At 72.9% G+C, this 22,117-nt stretch carries 22 protein-coding genes; 15 read left to right on the forward strand and 7 right to left on the reverse strand.

The window, feature by feature from the left end; translation table 11 throughout:
- Nucleotides 1–7: 7 nt before the first annotated feature.
- Complete coding sequence (locus ACN267_RS27100) at nucleotides 8–1,255, forward strand: PQQ-binding-like beta-propeller repeat protein (RefSeq protein ID WP_421489952.1); 1,248 nt, start codon at nucleotides 8–10, stop codon at nucleotides 1,253–1,255.
- A 63-nt stretch (nucleotides 1,256–1,318) separates the two neighbouring features.
- On the opposite strand, the gene hisC is transcribed toward ACN267_RS27100, so the two are convergent.
- Genes hisC through hppD form a run of 4 tightly spaced genes read right to left on the reverse strand, consistent with a single transcriptional unit; the run spans nucleotide 1,319 to nucleotide 5,478 of the window.
- Nucleotides 1,319–2,422 carry a histidinol-phosphate transaminase gene (hisC, locus tag ACN267_RS27105; RefSeq protein ID WP_421489953.1) on the reverse strand — a complete coding sequence of 368 codons (1,104 nt, stop codon included), beginning with the start codon at nucleotides 2,420–2,422 and terminating at the stop codon, nucleotides 1,319–1,321.
- A complete protein-coding gene (locus tag ACN267_RS27110; RefSeq protein WP_421489954.1) occupies nucleotides 2,419–3,492 on the reverse strand; it encodes an RDD family protein in 1,074 nt (357 codons plus the stop codon). The genes hisC and ACN267_RS27110 overlap by 4 nt, the downstream gene beginning before the upstream one ends.
- A 40-nt stretch (nucleotides 3,493–3,532) precedes the next feature.
- Nucleotides 3,533–4,261 (reverse strand): RDD family protein, encoded by a 729-nt coding sequence (locus ACN267_RS27115; RefSeq protein ID WP_421489955.1) that lies wholly within the window; start codon nucleotides 4,259–4,261, stop codon nucleotides 3,533–3,535.
- Between the two features lie 11 nt (nucleotides 4,262–4,272).
- Entirely contained in the window at nucleotides 4,273–5,478 is a 1,206-nt protein-coding gene (gene hppD, locus ACN267_RS27120; RefSeq protein WP_421489956.1) for a 4-hydroxyphenylpyruvate dioxygenase, read from the reverse strand.
- A 139-nt stretch (nucleotides 5,479–5,617) separates the two neighbouring features.
- On the opposite strand from hppD, the gene ACN267_RS27125 reads away from it, so the two are divergent.
- The 6 genes from ACN267_RS27125 to ACN267_RS27150 all read left to right on the forward strand — a co-directional run bounded on the left by ACN267_RS27125 (nucleotide 5,618) and on the right by ACN267_RS27150 (nucleotide 11,956).
- Nucleotides 5,618–6,106, forward strand: a complete 489-nt coding sequence (locus ACN267_RS27125) for an Lrp/AsnC family transcriptional regulator (RefSeq protein WP_204957498.1) — start codon at nucleotides 5,618–5,620, stop codon at nucleotides 6,104–6,106.
- 55 nt (nucleotides 6,107–6,161) lie between these two features.
- Nucleotides 6,162–6,470, forward strand: coding sequence for a hypothetical protein (locus tag ACN267_RS27130; protein WP_421489957.1), 309 nt, complete (start codon nucleotides 6,162–6,164; stop codon nucleotides 6,468–6,470).
- Nucleotides 6,467–6,865 (forward strand): hypothetical protein, encoded by a 399-nt coding sequence (locus ACN267_RS27135; protein ID WP_421489958.1) that lies wholly within the window; start codon nucleotides 6,467–6,469, stop codon nucleotides 6,863–6,865. Before ACN267_RS27130 ends, ACN267_RS27135 begins: the two co-directional genes overlap by 4 nt.
- Nucleotides 6,866–7,089: 224 nt before the next feature.
- The gene (locus ACN267_RS27140; protein ID WP_204958148.1) at nucleotides 7,090–8,502 is read left to right on the forward strand and encodes a PQQ-binding-like beta-propeller repeat protein; all 1,413 of its coding nucleotides are present in this window, start codon (nucleotides 7,090–7,092) and stop codon (nucleotides 8,500–8,502) included.
- A 67-nt stretch (nucleotides 8,503–8,569) separates the two neighbouring features.
- Complete coding sequence (locus tag ACN267_RS27145) at nucleotides 8,570–10,237, forward strand: fumarate hydratase (protein WP_204957499.1); 1,668 nt, start codon at nucleotides 8,570–8,572, stop codon at nucleotides 10,235–10,237.
- A gap of 318 nt (nucleotides 10,238–10,555) precedes the next feature.
- The gene (locus ACN267_RS27150) at nucleotides 10,556–11,956 is read left to right on the forward strand and encodes a class II fumarate hydratase (protein ID WP_421489959.1); all 1,401 of its coding nucleotides are present in this window, start codon (nucleotides 10,556–10,558) and stop codon (nucleotides 11,954–11,956) included.
- A 105-nt stretch (nucleotides 11,957–12,061) separates the two neighbouring features.
- Here the strand turns inward: ACN267_RS27150 and ACN267_RS27155 are convergent, their stop codons facing one another.
- Nucleotides 12,062–12,310 (reverse strand): hypothetical protein, encoded by a 249-nt coding sequence (locus ACN267_RS27155; protein WP_204958149.1) that lies wholly within the window; start codon nucleotides 12,308–12,310, stop codon nucleotides 12,062–12,064.
- 647 nt (nucleotides 12,311–12,957) lie between these two features.
- Between ACN267_RS27155 and ACN267_RS27160 the strand changes: the two genes are divergently transcribed.
- The 3 genes from ACN267_RS27160 (at nucleotide 12,958) to ACN267_RS27170 (ending at nucleotide 14,645) form a co-directional block, all read left to right on the forward strand.
- Nucleotides 12,958–13,770 (forward strand): helix-turn-helix domain-containing protein, encoded by an 813-nt coding sequence (locus tag ACN267_RS27160; protein WP_204957501.1) that lies wholly within the window; start codon nucleotides 12,958–12,960, stop codon nucleotides 13,768–13,770.
- Entirely contained in the window at nucleotides 13,761–13,973 is a 213-nt protein-coding gene (locus tag ACN267_RS27165) for a DUF397 domain-containing protein (RefSeq protein WP_307821045.1), read from the forward strand. Before ACN267_RS27160 ends, ACN267_RS27165 begins: the two co-directional genes overlap by 10 nt.
- A 90-nt stretch (nucleotides 13,974–14,063) precedes the next feature.
- Nucleotides 14,064–14,645 (forward strand): GNAT family N-acetyltransferase, encoded by a 582-nt coding sequence (locus ACN267_RS27170; protein ID WP_281902418.1) that lies wholly within the window; start codon nucleotides 14,064–14,066, stop codon nucleotides 14,643–14,645.
- On the opposite strand, the gene ACN267_RS27175 is transcribed toward ACN267_RS27170, so the two are convergent.
- Nucleotides 14,602–15,150: a CGNR zinc finger domain-containing protein gene (locus ACN267_RS27175; protein ID WP_204957503.1), complete on the reverse strand. Its 549-nt coding sequence runs from the start codon at nucleotides 15,148–15,150 to the stop codon at nucleotides 14,602–14,604. The genes ACN267_RS27170 and ACN267_RS27175 overlap by 44 nt on opposite strands.
- 77 nt (nucleotides 15,151–15,227) lie before the next feature.
- Here ACN267_RS27175 and ACN267_RS27180 point away from each other — a divergent pair, with 77 nt between their 5' ends.
- From ACN267_RS27180 to ACN267_RS27190, 3 genes are all read left to right on the forward strand, one after another.
- The gene (locus ACN267_RS27180) at nucleotides 15,228–16,190 is read left to right on the forward strand and encodes an EamA family transporter (protein WP_204957504.1); all 963 of its coding nucleotides are present in this window, start codon (nucleotides 15,228–15,230) and stop codon (nucleotides 16,188–16,190) included.
- Nucleotides 16,191–16,248: 58 nt separating this feature from the next.
- Entirely contained in the window at nucleotides 16,249–16,938 is a 690-nt protein-coding gene (locus tag ACN267_RS27185) for an HAD family hydrolase (protein WP_204957505.1), read from the forward strand.
- 88 nt (nucleotides 16,939–17,026) lie between these two features.
- Entirely contained in the window at nucleotides 17,027–18,718 is a 1,692-nt protein-coding gene (locus ACN267_RS27190; RefSeq protein ID WP_204957506.1) for a S8 family serine peptidase, read from the forward strand.
- 87 nt (nucleotides 18,719–18,805) lie between these two features.
- On the opposite strand, the gene ACN267_RS27195 is transcribed toward ACN267_RS27190, so the two are convergent.
- Nucleotides 18,806–19,483 carry an IclR family transcriptional regulator gene (locus ACN267_RS27195; RefSeq protein WP_204957507.1) on the reverse strand — a complete coding sequence of 226 codons (678 nt, stop codon included), beginning with the start codon at nucleotides 19,481–19,483 and terminating at the stop codon, nucleotides 18,806–18,808.
- A gap of 63 nt (nucleotides 19,484–19,546) precedes the next feature.
- On the opposite strand from ACN267_RS27195, the gene cysS reads away from it, so the two are divergent.
- Both cysS and rlmB read left to right on the forward strand, forming a co-directional pair.
- The gene (gene cysS / locus ACN267_RS27200) at nucleotides 19,547–20,962 is read left to right on the forward strand and encodes a cysteine--tRNA ligase (protein ID WP_204957508.1); all 1,416 of its coding nucleotides are present in this window, start codon (nucleotides 19,547–19,549) and stop codon (nucleotides 20,960–20,962) included.
- Nucleotides 20,962–22,107, forward strand: coding sequence for a 23S rRNA (guanosine(2251)-2'-O)-methyltransferase RlmB (rlmB, locus tag ACN267_RS27205; protein ID WP_281902422.1), 1,146 nt, complete (start codon nucleotides 20,962–20,964; stop codon nucleotides 22,105–22,107). Before cysS ends, rlmB begins: the two co-directional genes overlap by 1 nt.
- The last annotated feature ends 10 nt before the right edge of the window (nucleotides 22,108–22,117 follow it).

Raw genomic sequence — 22,117 nt, forward strand, 5'->3', positions numbered from 1 at the left:
GGTGGGCATGGGATTCCCGAAGGGACGGCGGCGACTCGTGGTCGCGGCCACCACGCTGCTCACCCTCGCGGCGGTCGCCGGCATCGGCTACCGGGTGCTCGCCCCCGCCGAGGTCGTCACGCCCGCCCGGGGCGCACCGCCGCCCGCCGGCACCCCGGCGGTCGGGGTGGTGGGTCGGCTGCCGGTCGCGCCGCTGGTGGTGGCGGGACGGCTGCGGGTCTACGCCGCCGAGCGTCAGCTCTACGCCGACCAGCCCGCCGACGGCCGCAACCGGGTCACCCCGTTCTGGTCGTACCGGCGCTGGCCGGCCACCCTCGACGGAGTGCTGGCGGCCGGCACGACGGTGCTCAGCCGCTGGTCGGACGGGAAGCTGGTGGCGCTGGATGCGCTCACCGGTACGGTCGCCTGGCGGGTCGACGGGCCGACGCCGTACGCCGTGGCCCCTGCCCGGCGCACCGGGGCGGCCACCGTCTGGGACCCGCGCGGCATCTCCGTCGCCCCCGCCCCCGGAAGCCGGACGGTGCTCGTCATCTCCGGCCGGAACGGCCTGCGCGGCTACGACCTCGCCGACGGGCGCGAGCTGTGGCGGGTCGACGACGGCCGGGACTGCCGTACCGACCTGGGCACCACCGCCGCCGGTCAGGTCTTCTCGGTCGACTCCTGCGCCGGCCCGACGACTGTCGAGTTCCGCGCCGTCGCCACCGGCACGGTGGGCACCCGCTGGCGGCCCCCGGACGCACCCGAGCGGTTCACCGTCACCCCGGTCGGCTGCCTCACCCCCCGGTCGCAGTGCCGGGGGCTGCGCACCGACGGCGGTGACGGCGGCCGGGGCTGGCAGGTCGGCCCGGGTGCGCCGATGGCCGCCCCCGCCCTGGACGCCGCCGACACCACCCTGGTCGGCGAGTTGGCCGTCGGCGACGACGGCGGGGTGCTCAAGGGCTGGGAGGCGCGCAGTGGCAAGGGCCGCTGGCAGCGCGGTGACCTGGGCCGGGTGACGGTCCTCGCCACCGAGGCGGGCCGGCTCTACGTGCTGACCGAACGCCGGGAACTGGTCACCCTCGATCCGGTCACCGGTGCCGAGCGGTCCCGCTTCCCGCTGACCCCCGGCCGGGACGGCATCGGCTGGAAACCGGGCCGGGCGTACGCGGCCGGCGGCTACGTCGCGGTGGAACGGCTGCGGGAGCGTGCCGGCCCGGACGACGACGACCAGGCGTACTTCCTGATGGCCGAGCCGGTGGTGCTCGCCGCGACCTGACCCGGCCCGACCGGCGTCCGGCCGCGCCCCGGCCGGTGGGCCGGGGCGCGGCCGGACGGTGGTTCAGGACAGGGCGGCCTCCGCTACGGCCAGGAAGGCGTCGTTCTCGGCCGGGGTGCCGATGGTGACCCGGACGCCGTCGCCGGGGAACGGGCGGACGATCACGCCGCGCGCCTCACAGGCCCGGCCGAACTCCACCGCCCCCTCACCCAGCGGCAGCCAGACGAAGTTGGCCTGGCTGGACGGCAGGTCGGGGACGAACTTGCGCAGTGCCGAGGTGACCCGCTCCCGTTCCGCCACGACCAGCGCGCAGCGGCGTTCGACCTCGTCGGCCTGGGCGAGCGCGGCCAGCGCCCCCGCCTGCGCCGCCGTGTTCGTGGAGAACGGGGTGACCACCTTGCGCACCGCGGCGGCCACCTCCGGGGCGCCGACCAGCCAGCCGATCCGCAGCCCGGCCAGGCCCCACGCCTTGGACAGGGTGCGCAGCACCACCACGTTGGGCCGGTCGAGGTAGGTCAGGCCGTCGGGCACCTGCGGGTCGGTGACGAACTCCCGGTACGCCTCGTCGATGACGACCAGCACGTCGTCGCCGACGGCGTCGAGGAAGCGGTCCAGTTCCGGCTTGTGCACGGCCGTGCCGGTGGGATTGTTGGGGTTACAGACCAGCACCATCCGGGTCCGGTCGGTCACCGCCGCGGCCATCGCCGCCAGGTCGTGCCCGTGCCCGGCGTCGTTGGGCACCCGCACGCTGCTCGCGCCGCTGGTCGCCGCGATGATCGGGTACGCCTCGAACGAGCGCCACGAGTAGAGCAGTTCGTCGCCGGGCAGGCAGGTGGCCCGGACCAGGTGCTCGGCCAGCGCCACCGACCCGCAGCCGGTGGCGATCCGGTCCGGGTCCACGCCGTACCGCTCGGCGAGCGCGGCGCGCAGCGCCACCACGCCCATGTCCGGGTAACGGTGCGACCCGGCGACCGCGTCGGTGACCGCCTCGACCACCCCGGGCAGCGGCCCGTACGGCACCTCGTTGCTGGCCAGCTTGATCGCCTCGGCCAGGCCCAGTTCGCGGGCCAGGTCGGCCGGGCTGCGCCCGGGGACGTAGTTCGGCAGGGCGTCCAGGTCGGCGCGGGTCAGCCGCAGCGGGGGCTGGTGCCGTCCGGTGTCGGTCATGGGGTGTCTCCCGGGGGCTCGGGGTCGGTGCGGTCGGTGGCGGTGTCGGAATCGTCGGTGCGGGTGTCCGGGTGGTCGGTGCGGGGCACCTGCACCACGACCGTCTGGGCCCGCTTGTCGTGCAGCGCCTGGCGCAGCGGGTGGTCGAACAGCGCGGAGACCGCGTCGACGAACTGGAGCAGCAGGCCGAAGCCGCAGCAGAACCAGAGCAGGGTGGGCATGCCCATGGTGCTCCACCGCCGGGTGGCCCGGCCGAAGCCGAGCGGCTGGTCGGCGTCGACGGGCACCGCCCGGATGCGCAGCAGCCGCTTGCCCAGGGTCTGCCCGCCGGCGGCCATCGTCGGCACCTCGTAGGCGAACCAGAGCGCGGTCGCGATGACCAGGATGGCGATCTGGAGGCCGCCGGCCTGCTCACCGATGGCGGGCAGCCCCTCCCGGGAGGAGTCGCCGGCCATCGCCCGCCGGACCGCCTCCCGCAGGTAGGGGGCGGTCTCTTCGAAGTACCGCCAGACGAACCAGCCGTTGACCACCGCGTTGAGCGCGAAGACGACCCCGAAGTCGATCAGCCGGGCGAGCAGCCGGGCACCGTAGCCGGCCAGCGGCACGCCGTGCGGCCTGGGTTCCGGCGGACGCCCCGGCCAGGTCGGGTACGGCCACCCGGGCGGTGGACCGCCGGGCTGCCCCACTCCCGGCTGGCCGGCCCAGGGCTGCCCGGTCGCGCCGGGCTGTCCCGTCCCGGGCTGTCCCGTCCACGGCTGACCGGGGCCGGGCTGGCCGGCGTCGGGTTGCCCGGCCCAGGGCTGGCCTGCGCCCGGCTGCCCCGCCCAGGGCGGGCCGGGTACGGCAGGCGTGCCGGGAGCGACCGGCGGGTGCTGGCCGGACACCGGGGTGGCCCCGGCGGGGGAGGTCGGGGCGGGCGGCTCGGCGGCGGGCTCCGGCTCGGGCGGGGGCGGCCCGTCGGGTGGCGTGGCGTCGACCGGGATCGGGGCGCCGATCCAGCCCTCGCCGTCCCACCACCGTCGGGTGGTCGGCTCGGCCGGGTCGACGTACCAACCTGGTTGCACGCTCACGGTCTCGCCCTGCGCTGTCCGGTGCGGTCGCTCTGCTCGCTCACCCGGCAACCTTAACGACGATGGTGCCGGCGAACTTGTCGTGGAGGCACTGCTGCCACGGCTTGTCCCAGAGCTGCCACAGCCCGTCGAGGTAGCTGAAGACGGGAATGACCGCCCCGCCGATCTGGTAGGCGGCCCACCGCTTGGCCGCGGCCGTACGGGTCAGCGTGGCGGCCGGGTCGAGCGGCACCACCTGGATCTTCATCACCCGCTTGCCGATGGTCTGCCCGGTCTTGAACATCATCTCGACCTGGTAGACGTAGCTCAGGGCGAACGCCACCACGAAGATCACGCCCTGCAACACCAGCATCGGAATCAGGAAGTTGGTGAACGGGTCGGAGGTGGCCCGGCCGTCGGCCGTGGTGGTCAGGTCGGGCAGGACCAGCTGGAAGAAGACGATGAAGGCCGGCACGATGAAGACCATGCTGGCCGCGATGAGCACCGCCCCGTCGATGAGCACGGCGAGCAGCCGGTCACCGAAGCTGGCCAGCGGCAGCCCACGCGGCGACATCCCGGGCGGCGGCATGCCGGGTGCCGGCGGCGGGTACCCGGGCATCCCGGCGTACGGGCCGGGTCGCGGGTAGCCGCCGGGCGGGGCGGCGTAGGGGCCGGGTTGCGGCGGCACGGCGTACCCCTGGGGGTGTGGGCCGGCGGGCGGGGCGAAGCCGCCGGCGGCGGGCCCGGGCCCACCGGCCGGCGGTGTCGGATAGCTCGGAGGTTGCGTCACGCGAGACAGTGTTACAAATTGCCGCGCGCTTCCTGCTCACGCTCGATGGCTTCGAACAGCGCCTTGAAGTTGCCCTTGCCGAAACCGAGCGAGCCGTGCCGCTCGATCAGCTCGAAGAAGACCGTCGGCCGGTCCTGCACGGGCTTGGTGAAGATCTGGAGCAGGTAGCCGTCCTCGTCCCGGTCGACCAGGATCTTGCGGGACTTCAGCTCCTCGATCGGCACCCGCACGTTGCCGATCCGGGCCCGCAGCTGCGGGTCGTCGTAGTACGAGTCGGGGGTGTCGAGGAACTCGACGCCGGCCGCCCGCATCGCGTCGACGCTGGCCAGGATGTCGTTGGTGGCGACCGCGATGTGCTGCGCGCCGGGCCCCTGGTAGAACTCCAGGTACTCGTCGATCTGCGACTTCTTGCGGGCCACCGCGGGCTCGTTGAGCGGGAACTTCACCTTCCGGGTGCCGCTGGCGACGACCTTGCTCATCAGCGCCGAGTAGTCGGTGGCGATGTCGTCGCCGATGAACTCCGCCATGTTGGAGAAGCCCATCACCCGCTTGTAGAACTCCACCCACTCGTCCATCCGGCCCAGCTCCACGTTGCCGACCACATGGTCGACGGCCTGGAAGAAACGCTTCGGCTGGAGGCCGGCGGCGATCATCGGCTGCCGGTCGACGATCGGGCCCCGGGCCACGAAGCCGGGCAGGAACGGGCCGGTGTAGCGGGACCTGTCGACGAGTGTGTGCCGGGTGTCGCCGTACGCGGCGATGGCGGCGAGCCGGACGGTGCCGTGCGCGTCGGTCACGTCGTGCGGCTCGACCAGGCCGGTCGCGCCCTGGGCCAGCGCGTGCGCGTACGCGGCGTCGACGTCCGGCACCTCCAGCGCGATGTCGTCGACCCCGTCGGAGTGCTTCGCGACGTGCTCGGCGCCGGCCGCGTCCGGGCGGACCGCGCCGGTCAGGACGAACCGGGCCGAACCGCTGGTCAGCACGTACTCGGCGTGGTCGCGGTAGCCCTGCTCGGGCCCCCGGTAGGCCACGCAGGTCATCCCGAACGCGGTGGAGTAGTAGTGCGCGGCCTGCTTGGCGTTGCCGACCAGGAAGTGCACGTGGTCGAGGCCCTTGACCGGGAACGGGTCACGGGTGATGTCGTGGTCGACTGCGCCGACGAGCGTGTCGACGTCGATGTTCTCGGTCGACTGGGGTCGGTCGATCGCCTGGGTCACGGTGGCCTCCCTCGGTTGCGGCCGGCGTCGTGGGCCGGTGGTCCGACAGCTCTTGCAGGGAGCATCGCGGGGCCGGGTTCACTGGGCAACCGTCACGTTTTCCGCTGGTCAGGTTGCGCAATCGGTAGGGTGTCCAGCCATGAATGCTGGACAGGGTGCACAGCTCGACGCGTTGGACGGCAGGCTGGTCCAACTCCTCGCCGACGAACCCCGGATCGGGGTGCTGGAATGCTCCCGCCGGCTCGGGGTGGCCCGGGGCACCGTGCAGGCCCGGCTGGACAAGCTGGTCGACCGGGGGGTGATCGGCGGATTCGGGCCGGAGATCCGGCCGGCGGCGATCGGGTTCGCGGTGACCAGCTTCGTCACCCTGGAGATCAGCCAGCGGCACGGCCACGACACGGTCACCGCCCACCTGGCGGCGATCCCGGAGGTGCTGGAGGCGCACACCATCACCGGGGCGAGCGACCTGCTCTGCCGGATCGTGGCGCGCTCCAACACCGACCTGCAACGGGTGATCGACCAGATCGTCTCGTCCGAGGCGATCCGCCGGGCCTCCACGATCATCGCGCTGGCCGAGCAGATCCCGTACCGCACGCTGCCGTTGCTGCGGTCCGCCGCCGGGTCCTGACCGGCCGGCGGCAAGTCGCACATCCGGCCGGTGCTACCTGGCGTATCGTTTCGGTATGACCGCACAGGTGAGGAAGCTGTCGATCTCCGTGCCGCCCGACGTCGCGGAACGTCTGGAGCAGGAACCGAACGCCTCGGCGTACGTCACGCAGGCCGTCCGGGACCGGATGCGGTTGGACGCGTTGGCCGCCGAGTTGGCCCACCAGGGCATCGAGGTCACCGAGCAGGGGGTGGCCGAAGCCCGCGCCCGGCGGGCTGCCGTCGACGCGGCCTGGCCGAATGAGCGGCGGCTGGCCGTCCGGGACCGGGTACGCCGACACCTGCTCGACGAGACGGCAGGCGGCACCCGGCAGTCGGTCGCGTGACCGGGGACGAGGACCGCCCGGTACGACTCCTGCTCGACCGGTCGGCGCTGCTCGCCTACGTCGCCGGCTCGGTGCACGTCGCCGAGCCACTGCACGAGGTCATCGAGGACCGTAACCGGTTCGGGGTCACTGCTGTCGTCGCCGCCGAAGCCCTGGCCGTCATCGACGATCCGAAGGACCGCGCCGCCCTGCACCGTCTCCTCGCCCTCGCCGCCTGCGTCGTGCTGCCCACCGACGGGAGCACCTGGCAAGAGCTGAGTTACTGGCGCACCTACACCGGTCGGGTCGATCTCGCCAGCACGGTCATGGCCAGCTTTGCGCACGACGCCTCGATCCTCACCGGGGAGGACCGCTACGGCCACGACGAACTCCCCGTCATCTATCTGCCTGAGTAGGTCTGTGGTCGTCTTCCCCGGCGGAGACGGCGGCGGCATCCTCAGGCAGGCCGCCCTACCGGGCCCGGCACCAGGGGTGTTTGTCGGGTTTGTTGCCACCGGACCCGGAGGCACCCGGGGTGCCGGGGAGAAAGCGGGGCGACACTCCGGCGCGGGGGCGGGGCGGGGAGGTGATCGTCGCTACGGTGTCCGGTGTGAAGGGCCTTGGCGGGGTGCGGGGAGGGCTGCTGCTCGGGCTCGTCATCGTGATCGCGCTCGCCGTCACCGGAGTGTGGAACCCCTTCCCCGGGGTGTGGGACTGGGTCGACCGCAGCGAGCCGATCTCCGAACCGGACGTGCTGTGGCAGCAGCGGGTCGGCGGCACCCCGAAGAGCGTCACCATCGTCGGCGACACCGTCGTGGTCGAGCAGCGTACCCGCACCGAGGTGCGCAGCCTCGCCACCGGCGCACCGCTGTGGGAACGCAAGGCGGACTGGTCGGCGGTGGCCGGCGGCGACCGCGACGCCGTCGTCGCCGTGGGCAAGCTCCTGGTCAAGGGGTACGAGCTGCTCGACCCCACCACCGGTGCGGTACGTCGACGCGACGGCGACGCGGTGGCCGTCTGGACGTACCGGAACATGCTGCTGGACGCCCGGTGCGTGGCCGCCACCGACTGCACGCTCAGCGCCTGGGACCCGCGCGGCACCCGCCCACTGTGGACGGCCTTCCTGCCCGGCGTCAGCAGCGGGCTGTTCGCCGACAACCCGGGTCTGCTCGGCACCCGGCGGCTCACCGCGCAGCGCATCGACGAGGGGGTGGCCGGGCCGGAGTCGGTGCCGCCGCTGCTCGGCTTCCCCGTCGACGGCCGGGTGCACGTGGTGGACACCGCCACCGGCCGGGTGGTGCAGGACGTCGAGCCGGGCCGGGACGAGCGGTTGTCGGTGGTCGGCGGCCGGCTGCTCAAGATCCGCGCGGTGTCGGTCGACGGCAGCTGCCAGTACACCGTCTCGGCCCGCGACCCGGCCACCGGGCAGGAGGTGTGGCGGCGCAGCGGGTTCAACCTGCGCACCGCCGACAGCGCCGGATGCGCGCAGCGGGAGGACCCGCAGGGGGCGCGCAGCGTGCTGATCGGGGTGGCCCCCGACGGGCGGGAGGCCGTCCTCGACGGCTACGACGGCCGGCTGCTGCTGGTGGACGCCGAGGGCGAGAAACTGCTCGCCGTCGACGACAGGTACGCCCTGGTCCGCAGCGCCGACAAGGAATCGGTGATCGCCCGGGAACTGGGCACCGGCAGGGCCCGCTGGACCCGGCCGGCCGGCGCGAAGGCGGGCGCGGCGCTCACCCCGTACGCGGCGGTGCTGACCGGGGACAAGCCGAACCGGCTGGTCGCCGTGGACCCGCGTACCGGTAGGGAACTCGTGGTGTTGCGGACCAGCGCCAACGCGCTCGCTGTCGGCCCGAACGGGATGGTCGTCGGCGAGGGGCGGGAGATCGGCTACGTCCGGTTCGGCGCGGGTGCCGGTGCGCCCCCGCCCGCCGCGCCCCCGGCCGGATCGGACGGTGGTGACGGGTCCGGCCCGGGGCGGACCGGCGGCGCGCCGGAGCCCGAGGACAGCTGCGGGCCGAAACGGGAACTCTGCGCCAACGGCAACGGGTGAGAGCGGCGTCCCACGACCCACCCGGCGGGTGTCACCGATCGCCCGGTCTGCCCTAGGCTTTTCCGTCATGAGCAGTGCCGCCGCGTTCTCGTACGCCCCCTTGCTGCCGACCGGTCCGGATCAGACCGAATACCGCCTGGTCACCGACGAGGGCGTCGACGTCGTCCACGGTCCGGGGGGTCGCCGTTTCCTGACCGTGGAGCCGGCCGCGCTGACCGCGCTGACCGCCGAGGCGATGCACGACATCGCCCACTTCCTGCGCCCGGCGCACCTGGCCCAGCTCCGGTCGATCATCGACGATCCGGCGGCTTCGCCGAACGACCGGTTCGTCGCGCTGGACCTGCTGCGCAACGCCAACATCGCCGCCGGTGGCGTGCTGCCGATGTGCCAGGACACCGGCACCGCGATCGTGATGGGCAAGCGGGGCCGGCACGTGCTCACCGACGGCGCCGACGCCGAGGCGATCTCGCGTGGCGTCTACCAGGCGTACACGCGGCTGAACCTGCGGTACTCGCAGCTCGCCCCGCTGACCATGTGGGACGAACGGAACACCGGCAGCAATCTGCCCGCCCAGGTCGACCTGTACGCCGAGGACCCGGACGGGCACCCCGACGCGTACAAGTTCCTGTTCATGGCCAAGGGCGGTGGTTCGGCCAACAAGTCCTACCTCTACCAGGAGACCAAGGCGCTGCTCAACCCGACGCGGATGATGCAGTTCCTGGAGGAGAAGCTGCGGCTGATCGGCACCTCGGCCTGCCCGCCGTACCACCTGGCGATCGTCATCGGCGGCACCAGCGCCGAGTACGCCCTCAAGACTGCCAAGTACGCCTCGGCGAAGTACCTCGACGCGCTGCCCACCTCCGGCTCGATGACCGCCCACGGCTTCCGGGACCTGGAGCTGGAGGCGGAGGTGCTGGAGCTGACCCGCAACTTCGGCATCGGCGCGCAGTTCGGCGGCAGGTACTTCTGCCACGACGTGCGGGTGGTCCGGCTGCCCCGGCACGGCGCGTCCTGCCCGGTGGCGATCGCGGTGTCCTGCTCGGCCGACCGGCAGGCGGTCGCCAAGATCACCCCGTCCGGCGTGTGGCTGGAGCGCCTGGAGACCGACCCGGCGCGCTACCTGCCGGACGTCACCGACGAGACGCTCGACGCCTCCGACGTGGTACGCGTCGACCTCAACCGGCCGATGGACGAGATCCGGGCCGAGCTGTCGAAGTACCCGGTGAAGACCCGGCTGTCGCTGACCGGCCCGCTGGTCGTCGCCCGGGACATCGCCCACGCCAAGATCGCCGAGCGGCTCGACGCCGGGGAGCCGATGCCCCAGTACCTGCGCGACCACGCCGTCTACTATGCCGGCCCGGCCAAGACCCCCGAGGGGTACGCGTCCGGCTCGTTCGGCCCGACCACCGCCGGCCGGATGGACGCGTACGTGGCGAAGTTCCAGGCGGCCGGCGGTTCCCAGGTGATGCTGGCCAAGGGCAACCGGTCGGGCCAGGTGACCCGCTCCTGCCAGCAGCACGGCGGGTTCTACCTCGGCTCGATCGGCGGCCCGGCGGCCCGGCTCGCCCAGGACTGCATCAAGCACGTCGAGGTGCTGGAGTACGCCGAGCTGGGCATGGAGGCGGTCTGGAAGATCGAGGTGGAGGACTTCCCGGCGTTCATCGTGGTCGACGACAAGGGCAACGACTTCTTCGCCGAGGTCACCAAGCCGGTCCTGACCGTGGGCCGCCGCTGACGAGCCAGTTCGCCCCGCACACGCCCTAACATCGCTGAGTGTCCCGACCGACGTACCCGATTCGTACGGCGCGGCTCACCCTGCCTCCGGTCACGCTCGACGATCTCGATGACGTGTGCTCCTGTCAGCGTCAACCGGAGGTCTTCGCCGATCATGGAGTTGTGGTGGGTAACAGAACGCCCGTAAGGCCCCCAAAGTCGGCACCACAACTCCATGATCGTCAAGCGGGCTCACCCCGTTCTGCTTGATCTTGTTCTGTCGTCCGTTTTCTCCTGAGCCTCGCTGCGAGCAGGGGGAGCGCGGGGCAGGATGGGACGGGTGACGACTCCAGACGCAGCGGGCTACCGGATCGAACGCGACTCGATGGGCGAGGTGGAGGTGCCCGCCGAGGCGTTGTGGCGGGCGCAGACCCAGCGCGCGGTGCAGAACTTCCCGATCTCCGGCCGGGGCATCGAGCCGGCCCAGATCAAGGCGCTGGCCCAGATCAAGGGGGCCGCCGCCCTGGTCAACGGCGAGCTGGGGGTGATCGGCGCGGACGTCGCCGAGGCGATCGCCACCGCCGCCGCGCACGTGGCCGACGGCGGGTACGACGACCAGTTCCCGATCGACGTGTTCCAGACCGGCTCGGGCACCTCGTCGAACATGAACACCAACGAGGTGATCGCCACCCTGGCCACCCGGGAGTTGGGCCGGGACGTGCACCCGAACGACGACGTGAACGCATCGCAGTCCAGCAACGACGTCTTCCCGTCCTCGATCCACCTGGCCGCCACCCAGTTCGTGGTGGAGGACCTGCTGCCGTCGCTGCGCCACCTGGCGGAGGCGTTGGAGGCGAAGGCGGCCGAGTTCGAGACGGTGGTCAAGGCGGGGCGTACCCACCTGATGGACGCCACCCCGGTCACCCTGGGGCAGGAGTTCGGCGGGTATGCCGCACAGGTGCGCTACGGCGCCGAGCGGTTGGAGTCGGCGCTGCCCCGGCTGGCCGAGCTGCCGTTGGGCGGCACCGCCGTGGGCACCGGCATCAACACCCCGCTGGGCTTCGCCGGCAAGGTGATCGAGAAGCTGCGCGCCTCGACCGGGCTGCCGTTGACCGAGGCCCGTAACCACTTCGAGGCGCAGGGGGCGCGGGACGCGTTGGTCGAGACGTCCGGCCAGCTGCGTACCGTCGCGGTCGGGCTCTACAAGATCGCCAACGACGTACGCTGGATGGGGTCCGGCCCCCGGGCGGGCCTGCGGGAGCTGCGCATCCCCGACCTCCAGCCCGGCTCGTCGATCATGCCGGGCAAGGTGAACCCGGTGGTCGCCGAGGCGGTGCGGCAGGTCTGCGCGCAGGTGATCGGCAACGACGCGGCGGTCGCGTTCGCCGGCAGCCAGGGCGACTTCGAGCTGAACGTCATGCTCCCGGTGATGGGCCGCAACCTGCTCGAATCGATCAAGCTGCTCTCCGCGTCCAGCCGGCTCTTCGCCGACCGGCTGGTGGCCGGCCTGGTCGCGGACGCCGAGGTCTGCCTGGCGTACGCGGAGGGGTCGCCGTCGATCGTCACCCCGCTCAACCGCCACCTCGGGTACGACGAGGCCGCCTCGATCGCCAAGGAGGCGCTGGCGAAGCAGGTCAGCATCCGGGAGGTGGTGATCTCCCGGGGGCACGTCGACTCCGGCAAACTCACCGAGACCCAGCTCGACGAGGCCCTCGACCTGCTCCGGATGACCCACCCCTGACCCGCGCCACCCTGCCTGACCCCGCCCCTGCTTGATCGACTCCTGTGGGCCGATGGAGCGGTGTCAGGCGGATTCGACAGCGCTACATCGGCTCTCGTGAGTGGATCATGGCTCGGTCGGTGGGCGGGTACGGGGAACCCAGGCGAGGAAGCGGGCGAAGAGGGTCGCCGGGTCGGGGCCGGTGTCGGGATAGAGGCGGTACAGGTCGGCGGTGGCGTCGTGCAGCACCGTGCAGAGGTAGATGTTGAGCGCGACCCGGTCGTGGGCGTACTCGGAGACGAGGGTGAGTCGGGCGGTCCCGCAGGGCCACGGCGCGGCGCACACCCGGCACAGCCAGAGCGGGCGCAACGGCAGGTGGGGGCGCGGATTCGCCGGCCCCGGCCCACCACGGCCGACGGGGTCGGGTGGTCCGCCGGGGCGGCGCGGCCCGTCCGGGCCGGCCGCCGCGCTCACCGGCGTCCCCGGTTGGCGCGCCATTCCTGGGCCAGCGTGAGCCAACCGACCCGCCCCACCCGGGGAAACGAGATGGTGGTGTCCTCCCACCCGGGCGGACCCGACCCGGTGCCCGGGGGTACCTCCGCTCCCGTGTCCGGGGTCGGATGGGCGTCCGGTCCGCTGGCCCGGTAGGGGGCCGGGTGGGTGGCTGGACCGGCGGACGGGGGAGTGGGCTGGGTGGGTTCGGTCGTTTCGGGAAGCCGGGCGGGTCGGAATCTGCGGGCAAGCCGGTGTCGCCAGGTGAGCCGGGGCATCGCGTCGCCTCCATGATGGGTCGGCTGGTCGTCTCCCCCGGCGGTGGGACCGCCGGCCGGGGAGCAGGCCGTCCCACCGCGACACCGGTCCGCCCGGAGGGAGAGCGGTCGATGTCGCACTTCACAGTCTGCTGATGAAACCACTACCGTGTGAAGGGTTGTTGTCGGCTTCCGGTCTTGTCCTGTGTCAGCGGCGTCCCTGGTCGGCGTGGTGTCGGAGTCGATCGTCGGCGCGGTGGAGGGCGGCTGGAGATGACGGACGGGCGGATGACGGCGGCGGCCTTCCTCGTCGCCGAGCTGCGGCGGGCCCGAACCCGGCGGGGCTTGAGCCAGGACGACCTCGCCAAGGCGGTCAACTACTCGGCGTCGATGGTCAGCGCGATCGAACTGGGCCAGCAGCCGCCCACCGCCAAGTACCTCGAACTGGCCGACAGGGCCCTCGACACCGGCGGCATCTTCAGCCGGATGCTCACCGACCTGGTCGCGCTCGACCGGGCCCGGGTGTGGCAACTCGGCTGGCGGGCACTGATCGAGCAGGCGCGCGCGGTCCGCTGGTACGAGCCGCTGTACGTGCCCGGTCTCTTCCAGACGGAGGCGTATGCCCGAGCCGTCTTCGAGGCCGGCGCGTTGCTCGACGGGCCCGAGGTGGAGCGGCGGCTGACCGACCGGCTGGAGACCCACGCGGTGCTGTACCGCGACCAGCCGCCGCAGGTGGTCGCGATCCTCGACGAGGCTGCCCTCCGCCGTCAGGTCGGCAACCGGAAGGTGATGGGTGAGCAGGTCGCGCACCTCGCGCGGGTGGCGACGGAGCACCCCCGGGTCCGGCTGCACCTGGTGCCGGGCACGGCCGGGGAGTACCCGGGGCTCGCCGGGGGTTTCGTGCTGGCGACCCTGCCCGACGGCGTGGAGCTGGGGTGTGTCGGCGGGCAGGTCCGCACCCAGGAGTTCACCGAGCCCGACGTGCTGATCCGGATGCGGGAGGTCTGGGAGTCGACCCTCGGTGAGGCGTTGCCCCCGGCAGAGTCCATCGAGTTGATGCGGGAGGTGGCGGAGTCGTGGAACTGACCGGTGCGGCAGGTCGTGCGGTTCCCGGGCCGACCGGCCCGACCTGGCGCACGAGCACCCGCAGCAGCCAGAACCACGACTGTGTCGAGGTGGCGAACCTGGTCGGGGTGGTCGGGGTGCGGGACAGCAAGGACCCGACGGGCCCGGTGCTCACCTTCCCGGCGTACTCCTGGCGGATCTTCGTGGCCGCGCCGCCGCGCTGACGGGACCGGCTCGCGGCGGACGGTCGCCGCAGGACCGGCCGCCGGGATAACTGGTCGACCGGGCGGCTCGCGGGCGGCATGATCCGGGGTGTGACCGGCTCGGACGGGGTGTTGCTGACGACGGCCCGGCTGCGGTTGCGCCGTTTCACCTCGGACGACGTGCCGCATCTGGTCGAACTGGACAGCGACCCGGAGGTGATGCGGTTCCTCACCGGCGGCCGGCCGACCCCGCCCGCCACCGTGCGGGACGAGCAGCTACCCCGGATTCTCGCCGGCTACGACCGCTACCCGGGGCTGGGCCGGTGGGCGGCTGAGGACACCATCGACGGTGCTTTCCTCGGCTGGTTCGCGCTCGACCCGTCCGACGACGGCACCGGGCCGGAGCTGGGTTACCGGCTGCGTCGGGCGGCCTGGGGGCGGGGCCTGGCCACCGAGGGGGCCCGCGCGCTGGTCGGCCACGCCTTCGACACCCCGGGGGTACGCCGGGTGTGGGCGCAGACGATGGCGGTGAACGTGCGCTCCCGGGCGGTGCTGGCGAAGGCCGGCCTGCGGTACGTCCGCACCTTCCACCTCGACTGGGCCGACCCGATCCCCGGAACGGAGCACGGCGAGGTGGAGTACGAGTTGCTCAGGGGCGACTACCGGCCGCCTTGCGGGCCCGGTACGCGCTGACCGCGACCCGGTTGCCGCAGCCCGCATCGCAGAACCGGCGGGACCGGTTCCGGGACAGGTCGACCAGCACGTTGGGGCATTCGGGGTGGGCGCAGTGCCGCAGCCGGCCCAGCTCGTCGCCTCGGACCAGGTCGGCGACGGCCATCGCCGCCTCGACGGCCATCCGGGTGGCCAGCGGGGCGTCCCGGGGCACCGCGTGCACGTGGTACGGCTCGTCATCGTGCCGGATGAGCTGCGGCAGCGCCCGGGACTCGCGGAGCAGGTCGTTGACCACGGTGACGACGGTGTCCGGGTCGTCGTCCCAGAGCCGGCGCAGCCGGGGGCGCAGGGCCCGGACGGCGTGCAGCTCGGCGTCGGTGCGCTCGTGCCGGCCGGTCCACCCGTTCGCGGTGACGAAGCGGTCCAGCGCGGCGATGTCGGGCAGCCCTTCGCCGTCCCGGCCGTCGGTGTTGACCAGGGCGGTGGCGGCGGTCAGCCCGCACTCCGTGTCATGGGCGAAAAGCAACTTGACCCCTGTCGTCGTCGGCGGCTAGCGTCACTGGCGTAAGCCTACTTTGCTGATGTCACGTCCGAGGAGCCCCGATGCCGCACCGACCCGTCGCCGGCACCGGCCTGGCCCTTGCCCTGCTCTCCGCCGTCACGTTCGCCACCTCCGGCATCTTCGCCAGGTCGCTGATCGGGGCCGGCTGGTCGGCCGAGGCGGTCGTGGTCGCCCGGGTCGGCCTGGCCGCCCTGGTGCTGGCCGTCCCCGCCGTGCTGGCGCTGCGCGGCCGGGCCGGGGTGCTGCGCCGCAACCTCGGCCCGGTCACCGTCTTCGGCCTGCTCGGTGTCGCCACCGCACAGGCGTGCTTCTTCAACGCCGTCCGCTACCTGCCGGTCGGGGTGGCCCTGCTGCTGGAATACCTCGGCATCATCCTCGTGGTCGGCTGGCTGTGGCTGGTGCACGGGCAGCGCCCCCGCCGGCTCACCGTCGCCGGCTCACTGGCCGCCCTGGTCGGGCTCGTCCTGGTGCTCGACCTGACCGGCACGGGCCGGCTCGACCCGGTGGGCGTGCTCTGGGGCCTCGGCGCGGCCGTCGGGCTGGCCGGCTACTTCGTCCTCGCCGCGCGGGTCGACGCCGACCTGCCCTCGGTGACCATGGCCAGTGGCGGGATGGCCGTCGGCGCGGCCGTGCTCGCCCTGCTCGGCCTGGTCGGGGTGCTGCCGCTGCGGGCCACCTTCGGCGCGGTCGACTTCGCCGGGCAGCGCACCAGCTGGCTCGTCCCGATCGTCGGGCTGTCACTGGTCGCCGCCGTGGTCGCCTACCTGACCGGGATCGCCGCGACGCGCCTGCTCGGCGCCCGGCTGTCGTCGTTCGTCGGGCTGACCGAGGTGCTGTTCGCGGTGCTCATCGCCTGGCTGGTGCTCGGCGAGCTGCCGGTGCCGGTGCAACTCGCCGGGGGTGCGCTGATCGTCGCCGGGGTGGCCCTGGTCCGCCTCGACGAGCTGCGCGCGGGCCGCACCGAACAGCCGGCGGCCCGGACGGAACAGCCGGCACTGACCTGAGCCGGGATGGTGGCCTGCTCGACGTGGCCGGGCGGGGGAACGTGAGAGGGTGTCGGGCATGCTCAGCGTGGTGGTGTTCGACGCCGACGAGACCCTGATCGACCTGCGCCCGGCGGTCACCGGCGCCCTGGTGGCCGTACTGGAGGAGATGCGTCGCCGGACCCCGGTGGCGGCCGGGGTGACCTTCGCCGAGGTGGAGTCCGACTGGCAGGCGGTGTTCGGGTCGATGACCGCCGCGCCGGTGATGGAGATCCGCCGGGCCGCGCTGGCCCGGTCCCTCGACCGGGCCGGGCTGGTCGGCCAGCTCGACGAGTTCGCCGAACTCTTCTTCACCACGCGCTACGCGCTCAGCCACCCGTACCCCGACGCCCTGCCGGCGCTGGCCGCGCTGCGCGCCGACTTCACCCTCGGGTACGCCACCAACGGCAACAGCCGCGCCGAACGCTGCGGCCTGCCCGGAGAGTTCGCCTTCGAGTTGTACGCCCACGAGGGCGGCCTGCCCAAGAAGCCCGACCCGGCGTTCTACGCGGCGATCGTCGCCGCCGCCGGGGTGCCGGCGCAACGGATCGCGTACGTCGGCGACTCGATCTCCCACGACGTGCTCGGCCCCCAGCAGGCCGGAATGCGTGGCATCTGGCTCAACCGACGCGGACTGGCCCTCCCCGCCGGGGTACGCCCCGACGCCGAGGTGGGCACGCTCACCGATCTGCCGGCGGCCCTGCGCAGCCTGCAACCGACGAATGCCTGATGCGGGACCAATTCGGATTTGTATCTGGCGGAATTCCCGCCAGTGCTATGGGATGGCGCCACGTCCCTCAACGAGAGGATCTGATGTGGTGAGCAAGCGCTTCACCGCCGGAGCCGTCGCGACCGCGGCGGCCCTGGCACTTACGGTGACCGGCCTGACCGTCCCGGCGAACGCCGGGCCGACCACCAGCCGGACGTTCACCGTGGTGGCCGAGGACGGCGTCTCTGCGGACGCGGCGATCGCCGCGATCCGTGCCGCCGGCGGCACCGTCGTGTCCCGTACGGACGACGTCGGTCTGTACCAGGTCACCAGCGACCGGGCCGACTTCGCCGGTCGGGTCACCGCCGCCCCCGCGCTGGTCGGCGCGGCCGAGCAGCGGGCCATCGGCCGCAAGCCCAAGCTGGACCGGGTCGAGCAGGAGAACCTGCTGACCCGGGCCGGGCAGGCGGCCAAGGCGAAGGGCAACGCCAACGGCAAGAAGCTCGACCCGCTCGACGACAAGCTCTGGGGCCTCGGCATGATCGGGGCCGACAAGGCCCGCAAGGTCATGCCCGGCGACAAGCGGGTCACCGTCGGCGTCCTGGACACCGGCGTCGACGCCAGCCAGCCCGACCTCGCGCCCAACTTCAACTGGGCGCTGTCCCGCAACTTCGCTCCGGACATCGTCGACATCGACGGTCCGTGCGAGGTGGCGAGTTGCCTCGACCCGGTCGGCACCGACGACGGTGGGCACGGCACCCACGTCGCCGGCACCATCGGTGCGGCGGCCAACGGCTTCGGCCTGTCCGGTGTCGCCCCGAACGTCTCGCTGGTGGAGCTCAAGGGCGGCCAGGACTCCGGATACTTCTTCCTCAACCCGGTCGTCAACGCCCTGGTGCACGCCGGCAAGTCCGGCCTCGACGTGGTGAACATGTCGTTCTACGTCGACCCGTGGCTCTACAACTGCACCGCCAACCCGGCCGACTCGCCCGAGTCGCAGGCCGAGCAGCGGGCTGTCATCAAGGCGATGAAGCGGGCCCTGAACTTCGCCCACAACAAGGGCGTCACCCTGGTCGGCGCGCTCGGCAACAACCACGAGGACCTCGGCGCGCCCCGCACCGACGTGTCCAGCCCGGACTACGGCGCCGACCCGTACCCGCGCCCGATCGACAACGAGAGCTGCTGGGACCTCCCCGCGGAGGGCCCGCACGTGATCGGCGTGTCCGCCGTCGGCCCGTCCGGCAAGAAGGCCGACTTCTCCAACTACGGCACCGAGCAGATTTCGGTCGCCGCGCCGGGTGGCTGGTACCGCGACGGCTTCGGCACCGACACCTACCGCACCGACGCCAACATGATCCTCTCGACGTACCCGAAGAAGGTGCTCCAGGAGGAGGGATCGGTCGACGAGAACGGCAACGTCGTGCCGGGCTTCGAGAACTCGGTGTTCAAGCAGTGCACCACCGCCGGTGAGTGTGGCTACTACACCTACCTCCAGGGCACCTCGATGGCGTCGCCGCACGTCAGCGGGGTCGCCGCGCTGATCGTCAGCAAGTGGGGCAAGAAGGAGGGCAAGGACGGCTACGGCCTGGCGCCGGCCAAGGTGGAGCAGCACCTCTACCGGACCGCCACCGAGCACGCCTGCCCGGAGCCGCGTCTGCAGAGCTACGCCAACGAGGGGCGGTCGACCGAGTTCGACGCGTACTGCGCCGGGTCGCTGAACTTCAACGGCTTCTACGGGTACGGCATCGTGGACGCCAACGCGGCGGTCCGCAGCCCGCTCAAGCCGAACGTCACCCCCTGACGTTCGACAGCACGGCCTGAACCGCTCGACGGAGAGGCCCGGACGACCCCTGGTCGTGCGGGCCTCTCCGCGCATCTGCCCGGCGGCTCAGGACAGGGCGGTGGCGATCGTCCGGGCGGCAGTGGTGACCTGCGGGCCGACCGTGTCGACCGGCAGCGGGGCCAGCGAGATCACCCCGACGCTCGCCTCCAGGCCGGGCACCCCGAGCACCGGCGCGGCCACCCCGTACGCCCCGGCCTGGAGTTCCCCGGCGGTGCTCACCGGGCCCGCGTGGCCGGCCCGCCCGGCGAGGACGGCCCGCCCGGCGGCCCCGCGCTCCAGCGGGTGCCGGGCCCCCGGCCGGTACGCCACGTGGAGCGACGTCCAACTCGGCTCGACCACGGCCAGGGCGACCCCCTCGCCGCCCTCCACCACGGTCAGGTGCGCGGTCGCCCCGGTCTGCTCGGCGAGCCGCCGCAGCGCCGGCAGGGCCCCCTCGGCCAGCAGCGGCTGGGCCCGTCGGGCCAGGTGCAGCACGCCGACACCGAGGCGCAGCCGGCCGTCGCCGCCCCGGCGCAGCATGCCGTGTCCGGTCAGCGCGCTCACCAGCCGGTAGACGGCGGCCCGGCCGATGCCGAGCCGGTGGGCGGCCTCGGTGACGGTCAGTCCGGCCGGCGCGTCGGCGACCAGGTGCAGCAGGCGCAGGCCCCGGTCCAGGGTCTGCGCCGTCTCGCCACCCGCAGGCGTCTGGTTGCCCGGCTCGCCGGGGGCCGCCGTCGTCTCCACAGCAGGCAGCGTACGACCCGGCTCGGGCCGACCCGGGACAGCACGGACAGCTACCCTGGTACGGTGACGCTACGCCTGTATGACACCGCCGCCCGATCGGTGCGGGACTTCGTTCCGCGGGAAACCGGCAAGGTGGGGGTCTACCTGTGTGGTCTCACCCTCCAGGCGCCGCCGCACATCGGTCACCTTCGCTCCGGCGTCAACTACGACGTGTTGCGGCGTTGGCTGTCGGCCGCCGGCTTCGAGGTCACCTTCATCCGCAACGTGACCGACATCGACGACAAGATCCTCGTCAAGGCGCAGGAGCAGGGCCGCCCGTTCTGGTCCATCGCGTACGCCAACGAGCTGGTCCTGGCCCGGTCCTACCGGGCGTTGAACGTGCTGCCGCCGACGTACGAGCCGCGGGCGACCGGGCACATCCCGGAGATGCACGAGCTGATCGCCAGGCTGATCGAGACCGGTCACGCCTACCCGGCCACCGACGGCTCCGGCGACGTCTACTTCGACGTGTCCTCCTGGCCGGCGTACGGGTCGCTGTCCGGCCAGTCGCCCGACGACATGCAGTCCGCCGGGGACGCCCCGGAGCGCGGCAAGCGGGACCCCCGGGACTTCGCGCTGTGGAAGGGCGTCAAGCCGGACGAGCCGGCCGACGCCTACTGGCCCTCGCCGTGGGGTCGGGGCCGGCCCGGCTGGCACATCGAGTGCTCGGCGATGTGCCTGCGGTACCTCGGCGCGGAGTTCGACATCCACGGCGGCGGGCTCGACCTGACCTTCCCGCACCACGAGAACGAGATCGCCCAGTCGCAGGCCGCCGGGCTGCCCTTCGCCCGCTGGTGGGTGCACCACGGACTGCTCAGCATCGGCGGCGCCAAGATGGGCAAGTCGCTGGGCAACGCCCTCGACCTCGACTACGTCGACTCGCTCGGGGTGCGTCCGGTGGAGCTGCGCTACTACTACGCGGCGGCGCACTACCGGTCCCGGATCGACTACTCGGAGGACGCGCTGCGCGAGGCCGCGGTGGCGTACCGGCGGATCGAGGGGTTCGTGCAGCGGGCCGTGGAGCGGGTCGGCGCGGGGCAGCTCGGTGAGTTGCCCGCCGGGTTCGTGGCCGCGATGGACGACGACCTGAACACCTCGGCCGCGCTCGCCGTCCTCCAGGCGACCCTGCGGGACGGCAACACCGCGCTGGCCGACGGCGACGATGTGACGGTCCGCACCACCCTGGCCGCCACCCGGGCGATGCTGGATATCCTCGGCGTCGACCCCCTCGACCCGGCCTGGACCGGTGGCGGTCGCGTCGACGACCTGCGGGGCGTGGTGGACTCCCTGGTCGCACTGGCCCTGGAGCAGCGCGCGCAGGCCCGCAGCCGCAAGGACTGGGCGGCTGCGGACGCCGTACGCGACCAGCTCAAGCAGGCCGGCGTGGTGGTCGAGGACACCCCGCAGGGCCCCCGTTGGACTATTGGAGAGCAGGACTGATGGCCGGCAACTCGCAGCGCCGTGGCCGGCGACTGACGTCGAAGGCGGGTGCCCCCAAGGGCTCCGGCGGCAAGAACAAGGACTCCCTCGCGGGCCGGGGCAAGACCCTGCCCGCCGACGAGCGGCCCTGGCACAAGGCGTACTCGGGGACCGAGAAGCTTCCCCAGCGCACCGCCTGGAAGCAGGACAAGGAGCGCCGGGCGGCAGCCGAGGAGGGCCGCGCTCCCAAGATCGGCCAGCCGGGCACCAAGGACACCACCTGGGGCAGGGGCACCCGGGGCGTGGCCCCCGCCCGAGCCGGCGGTGGTGGTCGGTCCGGCGCGGGTGGCCGGGGTGGCGCCGGTGCGGGCCGCAGCGGTCCCCGGGTCGCGCCGGGGCGCAAGTCCAACCCGTCGCGGGACAGCCCGGAGCTGCTGGTGGGCCGCAACCCGGTGCTGGAGTCGCTGCGCGCCCAGGTGCCGGCGACCGCGCTCTACACCGCGCTGGGCATCGACGCCGACGACCGGGTCAACGAGATCACCCGGACGGCCGCCGACCGGGGCATCGCCATCCTGGAGATCAGCCGGGCCGAACTGGACCGGATGACCGGCGGTGTGCTGCACCAGGGTGTCGGCCTCCAGGTGCCGCCGTTCGCCTACGAACTCTTCGAGGACCTGCTGGCGGCCTCCCTGGAGCAGCCCGCCCCGCTGTTGGTGGCGCTGGACGGGGTCACCGACCCGCGCAACCTGGGTGCGGTGATCCGGTCGGCTGCCGCGTTCGGTGCGCAGGGTGTGTTCGTACCGGAGCGGCGGGCCGCCGGAATCACCGCGACCGCCTGGCGGACCAGTGCCGGCGCGGCGGCGCGGGTGCCGGTCGCCCAGGTCACCAACCTGACCCGGTCGTTGAAGGCGTGTCAGGACGCCGGGTTCATGGTGGTCGGCCTGGACGCCGACGGCGACACCGACCTGTACGACCTGGAGGCCGCGGTCGGCCCGCTGGTCGTGGTGGTCGGCTCCGAGGGGCGCGGGCTGTCCCGGCTGGTCGGGGAGACCTGTGACCTGACCGTCAGCATCCCGATGATCTCCGACGTGGAGTCGTTGAACGCCAGCGTCGCCGCCGCCGTCACCCTCGCCGAGGTGGCCCGCCGCCGCGCTGCGGAAGGCTGATCCGGCGCGG

Origin of the sequence: Micromonospora sp. WMMD734, from assembly GCF_049178975.1 — a bacterium.
GTDB classification, from domain to species: Bacteria; Actinomycetota; Actinomycetes; order Mycobacteriales; family Micromonosporaceae; genus Micromonospora; species Micromonospora wenchangensis.